This window comes from Stenotrophomonas sp. YJH_SMC_79 (genome assembly GCF_059367995.1).
Genome location: NZ_JCAFRK010000002.1, coordinates 284,344 through 297,414, shown reverse-complemented (window position 1 = coordinate 297,414; position 13,071 = coordinate 284,344). Strand labels below are relative to the sequence as shown.

8 protein-coding genes and 1 riboswitch are annotated in these 13,071 nt (G+C 66.8%); of the genes, 5 read left to right on the top strand and 3 right to left on the bottom strand.

The window, feature by feature from the left end; translation table 11 throughout:
* The first annotated feature begins 22 nt into the window (after nt 1-22).
* The 4 genes from AC5P57_RS08140 to AC5P57_RS08125 all read left to right on the top strand — a co-directional run bounded on the left by AC5P57_RS08140 (nt 23) and on the right by AC5P57_RS08125 (nt 6,857).
* Entirely contained in the window at nt 23-1,753 is a 1,731-nt protein-coding gene (locus tag AC5P57_RS08140) for an ArnT family glycosyltransferase (RefSeq protein WP_278252666.1), read from the top strand.
* A 111-nt stretch (nt 1,754-1,864) separates the two neighbouring features.
* Nucleotides 1,865-2,632, top strand: coding sequence for a phosphatase PAP2 family protein (locus AC5P57_RS08135; protein WP_262234706.1), 768 nt, complete (start codon nt 1,865-1,867; stop codon nt 2,630-2,632).
* Nucleotides 2,629-4,278: a phosphoethanolamine transferase gene (locus AC5P57_RS08130; protein WP_262234705.1), complete on the top strand. Its 1,650-nt coding sequence runs from the start codon at nt 2,629-2,631 to the stop codon at nt 4,276-4,278. The genes AC5P57_RS08135 and AC5P57_RS08130 overlap by 4 nt, the downstream gene beginning before the upstream one ends.
* Nucleotides 4,279-4,892: 614 nt before the next feature.
* The gene (locus AC5P57_RS08125; protein WP_099555359.1) at nt 4,893-6,857 is read left to right on the top strand and encodes a M2 family metallopeptidase; all 1,965 of its coding nucleotides are present in this window, start codon (nt 4,893-4,895) and stop codon (nt 6,855-6,857) included.
* A gap of 119 nt (nt 6,858-6,976) precedes the next feature.
* On the opposite strand, the gene AC5P57_RS08120 is transcribed toward AC5P57_RS08125, so the two are convergent.
* From AC5P57_RS08120 to AC5P57_RS08110, 3 genes are all read right to left on the bottom strand, one after another.
* The gene (locus AC5P57_RS08120) at nt 6,977-7,369 is read right to left on the bottom strand and encodes a hypothetical protein (protein ID WP_005410623.1); all 393 of its coding nucleotides are present in this window, start codon (nt 7,367-7,369) and stop codon (nt 6,977-6,979) included.
* A 69-nt stretch (nt 7,370-7,438) separates the two neighbouring features.
* Entirely contained in the window at nt 7,439-8,335 is an 897-nt protein-coding gene (locus AC5P57_RS08115; protein ID WP_099555358.1) for a siderophore-interacting protein, read from the bottom strand.
* Between the two features lie 141 nt (nt 8,336-8,476).
* Nucleotides 8,477-9,703, bottom strand: coding sequence for a multidrug effflux MFS transporter (locus AC5P57_RS08110; RefSeq protein WP_099555392.1), 1,227 nt, complete (start codon nt 9,701-9,703; stop codon nt 8,477-8,479).
* A 299-nt stretch (nt 9,704-10,002) separates the two neighbouring features.
* Nucleotides 10,003-10,105, top strand: a riboswitch (glycine riboswitch).
* Between the two features lie 62 nt (nt 10,106-10,167).
* On the opposite strand from AC5P57_RS08110, the gene gcvP reads away from it, so the two are divergent.
* A complete protein-coding gene (gene gcvP / locus AC5P57_RS08105; RefSeq protein ID WP_227415864.1) occupies nt 10,168-13,035 on the top strand; it encodes an aminomethyl-transferring glycine dehydrogenase in 2,868 nt (955 codons plus the stop codon).
* The last annotated feature ends 36 nt before the right edge of the window (nt 13,036-13,071 follow it).

Sequence of the window (13,071 nt, the reverse complement as noted above, 5' to 3'; positions counted from 1 at the left end):
TTCCCACCTCTGCCACCTCAGAATGGCCGTTTTGCTCCCGGAGCCTGCCGTGCCCGTAGCCCTGCCCCGCCGTTGGCGCCTGCCCCTGTTGTGGCTGCTGATCATTGCTGCGCTGGCAGCGGGGATCGGCCTTCGGCAGCCGCAGCCGCCGGACGAGCCGCGCTTCGTGCTGGCGGCCAGGACCATGGTCGAGAGCGGGCAATGGCTGCTGCCGCACCGCGGCGTGGAGCTGTATGCGGAGAAGCCGCCGGTCTTCATGTGGCTGCAGGCCGCCGCCTACGAGATCGTCGGCAGCTGGCAGTGGTCGTTCCTGCTGCCGTCCTTGCTGGGCGCCCTGCTCAGCCTGTGGCTGGTGTCGGACCTGGCACGGAGGCTGTGGTCGCCTCGGCATTCCATCTACGCCCTGGCGGCGCTGTTCTGCACCCTGCAGTTCGGGCTGATGGCCAAGCGTGCGCAGATCGACATGGTGCTGGTGGGGATGACCACCGTCGCACTGTGGGGCTTGATGCGGCACCTGTGCGAACGCCGCAACCTGCCCGCGCTGTGGCTGGCCGGTTTCGCCGCAGGCGTCGGCACGGTGACCAAGGGCGTGGGCTTCCTGCCGCTGCTGATGGTGCTGCCCTGGTTCGGCTGGTGGCTGTACCAGCGTCGCCGGGGGTACACGGTGGAGGGCCCGCATCCGGCAACCCTGCTGTGGCTGATCCCGGCCTTCCTGCTGGGTGTCGGGGTGTGGCTGGCACCACTGGGCTGGGCCCTGCTGCACACGCCCACTGCCGAACTGCAGGCCTACGCGCATGAGCTGTTGTTCAAGCAGACCGGTACCCGTTATGCCAATGCCTGGCACCACCGGCAGCCCGCCTGGTACTACCTGCAGGTGATCCTGACCCTGTGGCTGCCGGGCAGCCTGCTGCTGCCGATGCTGTTCAAGCCCTGGTGGCGCCGTATCCGCCGTGGCGACCGCCGCCAGTGGCTGCTGCTGGGCTGGGCCGTGCTGGTGCTGGTGTTCTTCAGCGCCAGCCCGGGCAAGCGCGAGGTGTACCTGCTGCCGATGCTGCCGGCGATGGCGCTGGCCGCAGCGCCATTGCTGCCCGGCCTGCTGCGCCGCCTGTGCGTGCGCCGCTACCTGTTCGGCTACAGCGTGGTGCTGATGCTGGCCACCGGCGTGCTGGGCGTGATGCTGATGACCGAGCACCCGTGGGCCGTGGCTCAGCTGGAACGCCGGGCGATGCCCGACACCCTGCTTCCGGTGCTGGGTGATGGCCTGCTGACCTTCGCCATCGCGCTGGCGACGTTGATTGTCTGGTTGCGGGTGCGCCGCGCCGCAACGCTGGTGCTGCTGACCCACGGCATGCTGTGGATGCTCTACGGCCTGGTGCTGATCCCGGCGCTGGATCCCTACGCATCGGCGTCGGCGCTGATGCGCCGGGTCGGCGCGCGGATCGGACCGGACGCCGAACTGGCGCTGGTGGCCTGGCGCGAACAGAACCTGCTGCAGGCCGACCGCCCGGTGCGCGAATTCGGCTTCAAGCGCCCCTGGGCCGAGCAATGGCACGACGCCGGCCCGTGGCTGGCCGAGGCACCTGGCAAGCGCTGGCTGCTGGTGCTGGACGACGCAATGAGCCCCTGTGTGGATCCGGCCAAGGTGATCGACATCGGTGTTGCCAACAGGAATCGTTGGCAACTGCTTCCCGGTACTGCATGGAACCCGGAATGCCACGCCGAGCGGACAGGATCGACCGCCGAAGAAGACTGAACGTTGACACGTGCCGGGAAAACATTAACCCGGCACGAACGAGCGTCCGACCCTTCTCCGACATCCAGGTGACGAGCATGACCGCGGATTCCCGAACCGCCCTTTCCCAGCATGCCCGTCCGTCCCCTTGATTCGGTAGCGCCGCTTGCAACATCGCCACTGGCGTCACGATTTGCCGTAACTCACCTCTGGCTGCCTGTCGCAATCGGTCTGCCGTTGTTTACGCTGCTGATGGGTTTCGGCGGCGACCAATGGGTGGCCGATCATCTGTTCCGTCTGGAGGGTGGCCACTGGGCGCTGCAGGACGCCTGGATCACCCGCACGGTGGTGCACAAGGCCGGCAAATGGCTGAGCACCGCAGCGGCGCTGGTTGCGATCCTGCTGTGCTTCCACCACTGGCGGAAGGGTCGCGATCGCATCCTGCGGTGGGCGCTGCTTTATGTCGTGATTGCCATGGCTCTGGGCACGGGTGTGATCTCCCTGCTGAAGGCGCTGGTGCCGATGGAATGCCCCTGGGACCTGCTTCGCTACGGCGGCCACCAGCCTTTCATCGGGCTTTTCACCGCGCGCCCGGCCGGCATGGCCGCACAGGCCTGCTTCCCGGCGGGCCACGCCAGCGCGGGTTACGCATGGTTGTCCCTGTACTTCTTCGCCTTGCTGTGGCGCCCTTCATGGCGCTGGGCCGGGTTGTGGATCGGCCTCGGCGCTGGCCTGGTGTTCGGCATCAGCCAGCAGCTGCGGGGCGCCCATTTCCTTTCGCATGACGTTGCCACTGCGTTGATATGTTGGCTGCTTTCGCTGGGCCTGTATCTGATCGTCAAACGCGTCCTGATCCGCCGTCAGCTGGACCGTCCCAACCGCCAGGAGGCAAACGCATGAGTGCATCGGTCCAACGCCCCGCCCGCCTCCCCGCCCTTGCGGGTCTTCGCAACTGGCGGCCGCAGCTTTCCACCGAAGCACTGATCGCGCTGACCAGCCTGTTCTTCGCGGTGGCCGGCAATGGCCTGTTCTGGCACAGCGCGATGGCCAGCCATCCGGGCAGCCTGCGCTACGCGCTTTCGCTGCTGCTGTTGCTGCTGGGTGCACACGGCGTGCTGCTGGGCATCCTGGTCTGGCGCTGGAATGCCAAGGTGGTGATCAGCCTGTTGCTGCTGGTGACCGCATTCGCTGCGCACTACATGAGCCGCTACCACATCTATCTGGATGCGGACATGCTGCGCAACGTGCTGGCGACCGACCCCAAGGAAAGCCGCGAGCTGATGACCGTGTCGCTGGTGTGGCCGGTGCTGTTGCTGGCGGTGTTGCCGATGATCGTGCTGTGGCGCGTGCAGCTGCGCCGCCGCAGCTGGGGCCGCAGCCTGCTGTGGCGCCTCGGCTTCCTGGTCGTGGCAGCGGTGACTGCCGTTGGCGGTGCGCTGATCTCGTTCCAGGATGTCTCGGCACTGATGCGCAACCAGCGCGAAGTGCGTTACCTCGCCACCCCGGCCAACGTACTGCTGGGCCTGCCGCGTGCGCTGCGTGGCGACAACCCGGTGCAGCGCGCGCCGAAGCTGCCGATCGGTACCGATGCCAAGGCCACCCCGCGTGCACCTGCCAGCAAGCCGCGCCTGCTGGTGATCGTCATGGGCGAAACCGTGCGCGCGCAGAACTGGGGCCTCAACGGCGGCCGCAACACCACCCCGGAGCTGGCCCAGGCACCGGTGATCAACTTCCCGGACATGCATTCCTGCGGCACCAGCACCGAAGTGTCGCTGCCGTGCCTGTTCTCGCCGTGGGGACGCCACGACTACGATGAAAAAAAGATCCGTGCACACCAGTCGCTGCTGCACGTACTGAACCGTGCCGGCATCGCACCGTTGTGGCGTGACAACCAGTCCGGCTGCAAGGGCGTGTGCGAAGGCCTGGAGTTCCAGTCACTGTCCGATGCGACCACCCCGGGGCTGTGTGCCGATGGCCGCTGCATGGACGAGATCCTGCTGCAGGACCTGGCCACCCAGGTGCGTGCCAAACCCGGCGACCGCGTGGTAGTGCTGCACCAGCTGGGCAACCACGGCCCGGCGTACTTCGAGCGTTACCCGGCCGCCTTTGCTCGTTTCAAGCCAACCTGCGACACCCGTGACATCGGCCGTTGCTCGCGCGAAGAGATCACCAACAGCTACGACAACGCCGTGCTGTACACCGATCATTTCCTGAGCAAGACCATCGGCACGCTGCAGGGCATGCAGGATTACGACACGGCGATGATCTACCTGTCCGACCATGGCGAGTCGCTGGGCGAGAAGGGCCTGTTCCTGCACGGCGTGCCCTATGCCATCGCCCCGGCCGAGCAGACCCGGGTACCGATGACGATGTGGTTCTCACCGGGCTTCGCCAGCAGCCGCGGGCTGGACCTGCAGTGCGTGCGCAAGCGTTCGGCGGCGTATACCGACCACGACAACCTGTTCCCGTCGGTGTTGGGCCTGATGCAGGTGAAGACCTCGCTGTACGAGCGCGACCGCGACGTGTTCGCCAACTGCGAAGGTTGAGGGTTGTTCGGCAGGGCTTGCAGCCCTGCACCTGCGACGGCAAAGACAAAGGCAAAGGCCGAAGCAACAGCAACAACAACAACAACAACAGCGGACTATCCGTGGTTTGGCGTGGTGGGTCCGGTGGCGGGAGACGCCGTAAACCCATCCATGGGGGCTTGGCCGCGGCATCCATGCCGCGGACACTCCCGCCACCGGACCCACCCCGCCTTCGACAGTTTTCCGCGATCTGTTGGAATGACCTTGGGGTCGGATCCGTTTTCCGGAGGAAAACGGATCCGACCCCATTTTGATTGTCGATACCTGACAGATGTGTCGACCAAGGTCGACACCTACCAACAGCCGCCACGATCTGTCAGAGGTGGGGCGGTGTGGGCTTGCAGGACCGTTGGCGCCATGGATGGCGCCATCGAGCCCCCATGGACGGGTTTACGGCGTGTCCTGCAAGCCCACACCGCCCCGCCAAACCACGGAATCCCCGCTTTTGAAGTTGACGTTGCCGTTGCTCGAAAGCCTCTGCGGGTGCCGGGCGCGGCCCGGCCGACTTCCGCCACTTGCGGTGGCAGCGGCTGCCCACTAGCCTTCGGCCGTCGTTCACCACCCAAGGACCGCCCGTGAAACACCGTCATCTCCTGCTGGCCTCGGCTATCGCCGCCGCCACGCTGGCCCTGGCCGCCTGCAAGAAGGAACCCACCCCAGGCACCGATACCGCCAGCAGCAGCGCCCCGGCCGGCGAAACCGCCGACCAGTTCGTGGCCCGCATCAATGCCGAATTCAAGGCCGCCTACCCGGAAATGACCTCGGCGCAGTGGCTGTCCTCCACCTACATCAACAGTGATTCGGAACGAATCGCGGCCAAGGCCAACGAGCGCTCGCTGACCCAGCTCAACAGCTGGATCGAACAGGCCGCCAAGTTCGACGGCAAGCCGATGAGCGAAGACAGCAAGCGCGCGATCCACCTGCTGAAACTGATGTCTTCGATGCCGGCGCCACGCGACCCGGCCAAGCTGGCCGAGCTGACCCAGATCGCCACCCGCATGGAAGGCAGCTACGGTGCCGGCAAGTACTGCACCGATGCCAACGATCCCAACTCCTGCCGCCAGCTGGGCGAGCTGGAGCAGGTGCTGGCACGCAGCCGCGATTACGACAAGCAGCTCGACGCCTGGCAGGGCTGGCACAGCACCACCAAGAGCATGCGCGGCGACTACCAGAAGTTCGTCGGCCTGGTGAACGAAGGCGCCAAGGGCATGGGCTTCACCGATGCCGGCCAGATGTGGCGCAGCGGCTACGACATGCCGCCGGAGCAGATCGGCCCTGAAACCGATCGCCTGTGGGAACAGGTCAAGCCGATGTACGAGCAGCTGCACTGCTACGCACGCGGCAAGCTGGACAAGACCTATGGCAAGGACAAGGCAGAAGTGGGCAATGGCCTGATCGCCGCGCACCTGCTCGGCAACATGTGGCAGCAGGACTGGTCGAACCTGTGGGACCAGCTGGAACCCTACCCGGGCGCTGGCAGCCTGGACATCACCGCGGCACTGGAAAAGCAGTACCAGACCAACCTGAGCGCGGCGCTGGCCAAGGCCGGCAAGGACGCCAACGTGGCTGCCCAGTACAAGGCGCAGCGCGAGGCCGAACTGCGTACCGCCAAGCAGATGACCGAGCGCGCGCAGGACTTCTACGTGTCGCTGGGCATGCCGTCGCTGCCGCAGTCGTACTGGGAAAAAACCCAGTTCATCAAGCCCGATGACCGCGACGTGGTCTGCCACGCCAGCGCCTGGGACATGAACATGGAAGGCGACGTGCGCACCAAGATGTGCATCAAGCCGAACGAAGAAAACTTCACCACCATCTACCACGAGCTGGGCCACATCTATTACGACCTGGCCTACAACCCGCTGCCGCCGCTGTTCCAGGGCGGTGCCAACGATGGCTTCCATGAAGCGATCGGCGACACCATCGTGCTGGCGATGACACCCAAGTACCTCAGCTCGATCGGCCTGGTCGACGCGCCGACCGAGAGCCGCGAGGCGGTCATCAACAACCAGATGCGCATGGCGCTGTCCGGTGTGTCGTTCCTGCCGTTCGGCCTGATGATCGACCGTTGGCGCTGGGGCGTATTCGACGGTTCGATCACCGCCGACAACTACAACAAGGCGTGGTGGGACCTGAAGGCCAAGTACCAGGGCGTGGCCCCGGCCAGCACCCGTGGTGAAGAGTTCTTCGACCCGGGCGCGAAGTACCACGTGCCGGGCAACACCCCCTACACCCGCTACTTCCTGGCGCGCATCCTGCAGTTCCAGTTCTACAAGGGCCTGTGCGACGCGTCGGGCTACAAGGGCCCGCTGCATGAGTGCACCTTCTACGGCAACAAGGAAGCCGGCCAGAAGTACTGGGCGATGCTGAGCAAGGGTGCCAGCCAGCCGTGGCAGGCCACGTTGAAGGAGCTGACCGGTACCGACAAGCTCGATGCCGGCCCGATGATCGAGTACTTCACGCCGGTCAACGAGTGGCTGAAGCAGCAGAACGAAGGCCAGATGTGCGGCTGGCAGGCCAACGCGGCCCCGGCGGCAAAATGAAAGAAGGGGCGGGTCCGCGAGGATCCGCCCCTTTCCGGTAGTGCCGGCCGCTGGCCGGCAACTGCACGGTGGAAATGCGTCTGGCAGCCGGCCAGCGGCCGGCTCTACCGCAACAGCGATCAGCTGTTCTTCTTGGCCGCCATCGCAGCGGCCAACTCGGCCTTGAATTCCTCGAAGGTCTGGCCCTTCTCCCTGGCTTCGGCCTGTGCGGCATCGCGCAGCGCGTCGGAGTACATCAGGCGCACCGGCGTGCCATTGCGTTCGTGCAGCTCACCGGCCTGCATGATCAGCGCCAGCACCTGTGCGGCGCTTTCGCTGTGGCCGGCAATGCGGCCATCCATGCCCAGCACCCATTCGCCGTCGCGGCGCACGACACCGGCCAGCAGGGTGCGCTGCGCATCGCGCAGTTCCGCATGCGGCTCCACCGGCGAGGCCTGGGCAGCGGCCTTGTTGGCGGCCTGCTTTTCCTGGCGACGGCGCTGGTCGCGGCGGGTCTTGGAGCTGGTGGACATGGTGCGGTACCGCTGCGAAAGGGGGGCGCAAGGATAGCGCACCCCGCCCGCAGCACCGCTTCACACCCCTCAGTCCAGCACTTTGCCGTGCCGCCAGTAGCCCATGAAGGTGATCGCGCGGCGGTCCAGCCCGCAGTCGCGGACCAGATGGCGACGGACCGCCATCACCGACCCCGCCTCGCCTGCCACCCAGGCATACAGCGGCCCGGCCACGCTGGCATCGGCCTGCTCCCACAGGATCTGCGCGTCAATGTCGATCTCTTCCAGCTCGTCGCCTGCGGCCACGCTCGAGGCCGCTGCCAGGCGCGCCTGCACCGCCTGCAACAGAGGCTGTCCGTAGGCCGCCTGCCCGCGTGGCAGCCAGACCAGCTCGGCCGTGTCCGGGGCCTTCAACGGCACCGCATCCCCGGCCTGGGCGACCTCCAGCAGCGCCAGCGTGCGTGGCGGATCGGCCAGCGCGGCCAGTTCCTCGAGAATGCCGGCTACCGCCGGTAGCGCGGTTTCATCCGCCACCAGCAGCACCTGGCCGACACCCGCCGGCGGCTTCCATTCCCAGCCTTCGCTGCTGTCGGCACAGTCCGCATCGGGGGCCAGCAGCACTACGCGGTCGCCCGGCCGCGCGCGGATGGCCCAGCGCGAGGCCGGCCCGGTTTCGCCATGCAGCACGAAATCAACGTCGACCTCGCCCTGCTCGGCACGCAGCTGGCGGATGGTGTAGGTGCGCATCGGCGGGCGCTGGTCGTCCGGCAGCGCGCGATAGCGTGGATACCAGTCTTCACCGCTGGGGACCTGCGGCACGTCCTGGCCGGGCAAGGGGAAGAACACCTTGATGCGCTGGTCCGGGCCTTCGGTCTTCATCCGTGCCACGTCGGCACCGGTGAACACCATGCGGTCAAGGGAAGGGGAAAGAACGCGGCGCTCCTTCAGCGCCACCTCGAACAGGCGATAGGTCTGCTGCGCAGCCATGGGGGAACCTCATGCAACGACATCGGATCGGCTGGCTGTCGTGCATCCACGCACCGGCTGGCTGGAGTCCCCAGCCTAGTCCGGTCGTTCCTGGCCGCAAGCGTTGGAGACAGCGCGGCCCGCCCTACCCCTGCGCACTGCTCAATGGCCCGTGCAGACTGCCTGCGCCGCGCGCTCGCGCTGGTGCTCCCAGTACCAGAACACGAATCCGGCGCCGAAGAATGCAGCCTGGCCCAGTGCCAGGTGCAGCGGGCTGGCACTGAGCAGCGGCGACACCACGCCAGCCACCACCGTGCTGATCATCAGCTGCACGAAGGCCTGCAGGGACGATGCCAGGCCACGCTGGTGCGGGTACATGTCCAGCACCGCCAGGGCCAGGATCGGGAAGATCAGCGACATGCCCATGCCGCCCAGGAAGATCGGCAGCACCGCCCACGGCAGCACGAACTGCGGCGACAGCGCCACGTAGCCGACATTCAGCAGCGCCGACAGCGCGCACAGGCTGAAACCGATGGCGACCTGGCGTGTGGGCGTGGTGTGCCCGGCCATGCGCCCGGACAGGAACGAGCCGGTGGTCATGCCGCCGATGGTGGGAATGAACAGCCAGGCGAAGCCGCCCTCGCCCAGATGCAGGTGCTGCATCACGAACACCGGTGCCGAGGAGATGTACAGGAAGATGCCGCCGAAACCGATGCTGCCAGCCAGCGCCAGGCGCAGGAAGCGCGGGTTGAAGCCGATGCGCACATAGTCACGCAGCAGCACGCGCGGCGACAGCGGTACCCGTGCCTCGACCGGATGGGTTTCCGGCAGGAAGCGCGCGGTGGCCGCCAGCAGCACCAGCCCGAACACCACCAGGAACCAGAAGATCAGCGGCCAGCCGGCGCCACTGAGCAGGATCCAGCCGCCGATGATCGGTGCGATCGCCGGAGCGATGCCGAACAGCATCGACACCTGGCTCATCAGCCGCTGCGCATCGTGGCCGTGGTACAGGTCGCGGATCACCGCGCGGCCGACAATCATGCCGACACCCGCAGACAGGCCCTGCAGCGCGCGGAACGCCAGCAGCGTGGTCAGGTCGGTGGACAGCGCACAGCCGACCGAGGCGCCGACGAACACCACCAGGCCGCCCAGGATCACCCGCTTGCGGCCCCAGGCATCGGACAGCGGGCCGTGCGCCAGGCTCATCAGACCGTAGAACAGCAGGTACACACTGATGGTCTGCTGCACCGCCACTTCGTCCACCGCCAGGCGCTGGGCCAGCTGCGGGAACGCCGGGAAGATGGTGTCGATCGAGAACGGACCGAACATGGCCAGGCCGGCGAGCAGCAGGGCCATGCGGCGGGTGGAGGGAGCAACAGCGGCGGTCATGGGAAAGGCGTCCGGCAGGGCCATGCGCGGCACGCACGGCGGGCGCCGGTCCCCTGCAGCAGGGACGGCGCCAGATGAATTCGGGTATCCGCCCATCATAGGTGGGGATTGCGCCTGATGCCATGCAGCAGTGCACAAAACGCACGGACGGGCCATCGGCCATTCAGGCGCGGCCTCCAGGACCGAAGGCGGCCGCCGCGCCCGCAACGGGCTATAATCGGCGGGCAACACGGTGGGAGAAGCGGAACACCGCTGCCGAAGGCGCAACGCCCGTAATCGCTCAGGCCCGATACCACCCGTAACACAACTCTGGAGAGACCGGTTCGATCCGGCGCCGAAGGGGCACGAAGCTGCGGTCCGCCGCGCTTTTAAACTCTCAGGCAAAAGGACAGAGGGGCGCCCCGCAGACCGCCGACCGGCGGCTTGTGCCCGTGCGTGTGCCCTTTCCTGACGGATCCTTCGCCATGTCCCAGAACACCCCTTCCCTGCGTGAGCTCGAGCACCACAACGCGTTCGTCGAGCGCCACATCGGCCCCAACGACGCCGAGATCGCGCAGATGCTCGACGTCGTCGGCCACGCGTCGCTGGATGCGATGACCGACGCCATCGTGCCGGCCAAGATCAAGTCGCCGGCACCGCTGGCACTGCCGGAGTCGATGACCGAAGTGCAGGCACTGGCGAAGATCCGTGCGATCGCCGACAAGAACACCGTGCTGCGCAGCTTCATCGGCCAGGGTTACTACGGTACCCACACGCCGAACGTGATCCTGCGCAACATCCTGGAAAACCCGGCGTGGTACACCGCCTACACCCCGTACCAGGCGGAAATCTCGCAGGGCCGCATGGAAGCGCTGATCAACTTCCAGACCCTGTGCGCCGACCTGACCGGCATGGAAATCGCCAACGCCTCGCTGCTGGACGAAGCCACCGCCGCCGCCGAAGCGATGACCCTGGCCAAGCGTTCGGCCAAGTCGAAGTCGGACACCTTCTTCGTGCACGACGCCGTGCACCCGCAGACCCTGGAACTGCTGCGTACCCGCGCCGAGCCCATGGGCATCGTGCTGCGCGTCGGCACCCCGGCCGAAGCGCTGGAAGCAGAAGCCTTCGGCCTGCTGCTGCAGTATCCGGACACCTTCGGCCAGGTCGGCGACTACAAGGCGCTGGTCGATGCCGTGCACGCACGCGGCGGCCTGGTGGCCGTGGCCACCGACCTGCTGGCCCTGACCCTGCTGGCTGCCCCGGGCGAATGGGGCGCGGACATCGTGGTCGGCAACAGCCAGCGTTTCGGCGTGCCGTTCGGCTTCGGTGGCCCGCACGCCGCCTTCATGGCCTGCCGTGACGCCTACAAGCGCTCGATGCCAGGCCGCCTGATCGGCGTTTCGATCGATGCCCAGGGCAACCCGGCCTACCGCCTGACCCTGCAGACCCGCGAACAGCACATCCGCCGCGAGAAGGCCACCTCCAACATCTGTACCGCGCAGGTGCTGCTGGCGGTGATGGCCTCGATGTACGCCGTTTACCACGGCCCGGAAGGCCTGACCCGCATTGCCCGCCGCACCCATCGACTGGCCTCGATCCTGGCCGCAGCGCTGCGCAATGCCGGCGTGCAGGTCGGTGGCGACTTCTTCGACACCCTGCACGTCACCGGCGTGCATGCCGATGAAATCCATGCCAAGGCACGCGCCGCCGGTTACAACCTGCGCGCGATCGACAGCGACTCGGTCGGCATCAGTCTGGACGAGACCACCACCCGCGCCGACATCGTCGCCGTGGCTGCGGTGTTCGGTGCCTCGCTGGACGTCGACGCGCTGGATGCCAGCACCGCCGACGCGCTGCCGGCCGGCCTGCTGCGCCAGTCCGCGTTCCTGACCCACCCGGTGTTCAACACCCACCACAGCGAGCACGAACTGCTGCGTTACCTGCGTTCGCTGGCCGACAAGGACCTGGCGATGGACCGCACGATGATCCCGCTGGGTTCGTGCACCATGAAGCTCAACGCCACCGCCGAGATGATCCCGGTGACCTGGCCGGAGTTCTCGCAGATCCACCCGCTGGTGCCGGCCGACCAGGCGCTGGGTTACAAGGAACTGATCGACACGCTGGAAGCGATGCTGGTCGAATGCACCGGCTACGACGCGGTCAGCCTGCAGCCGAATTCCGGCGCACAGGGCGAGTACGCCGGGCTGCTGGCGATCCGCGCCTACCACCGCTCGCGCGGTGAAGGCCACCGCGACATCTGCCTGATCCCGGACTCGGCGCACGGCACCAACCCGGCCTCGGCACAGATGTGCGGCATGAAGGTCGTGGTCACCAAGACCGATGCCAACGGCAACGTCGACGTCGAGGACATCCGCCTCAACGCCGAGAAATACAGCGACCGCCTGGCCGCGATCATGATGACCTACCCGTCCACGCATGGCGTGTTCGAGGAGGAAGTGGTCGAGATCTGCGAGATCATCCACCAGCACGGCGGCCAGGTGTACACCGACGGCGCCAACATGAACGCCCTGGTCGGCGTGGCCAAGCCGGGCAAGTGGGGGTCGGACGTTTCGCACCTGAACCTGCACAAGACCTTCTGCATCCCGCACGGCGGCGGCGGCCCCGGCGTCGGCCCGTGCGCCGTCAAGGAGCACCTGGCCCCGTTCCTGCCGGGCAAGCTGGGTGACAACGGCCCGGTCGGCATGGTCAGCGCGGCCAGCTTCGGCAGCGCCTCGATCCTGCCGATCAGCTGGATGTACATCGCGATGATGGGCCGCGAAGGCCTGCGCAAGGCCACCCAGGTCGCGCAGCTCAACGCCAACTACATCGCCAAGCGCCTGGCCCCGCACTTCAAGACCCTGTACACCGGCCGCAATGGCCTGGTGGCGCATGAGTGCATCCTCGACGTACGTCCGCTGGAGAAGACCAGCGGCATCGGCGCCGAGGACGTGGCCAAGCGCCTGATCGACTTCGGCTTCCATGCCCCGACCCTGAGCTTCCCGGTGGCAGGTACGCTGATGGTCGAGCCGACCGAGAGCGAATCGCTGCACGAACTGGATCGCTTCATCAGCGCGATGATCCAGATCCGCGAGGAAATCACCGCGATCGAAGACGGCCGCCTGGACCGCGAGGACAACCCGTTGAAGAACGCGCCGCACACTGCGACCGCGGTGACCGCCAGCGAGTGGACCCACGCCTACCCGCGTGAACTGGCTGCATTCCCGTTGGCCAGCCTGAAGCAGAGCAAGTACTGGCCGCCGGTGGCACGCGTCGACAACGTGTACGGCGACAAGAACGTGATGTGCGCCTGCATCCCGGTCGACGCCTACAAGGATGATGAAGTCGAGGCGTAAGCCTGCGATCCATCGGAAATGAGAACGGCCCGCGCA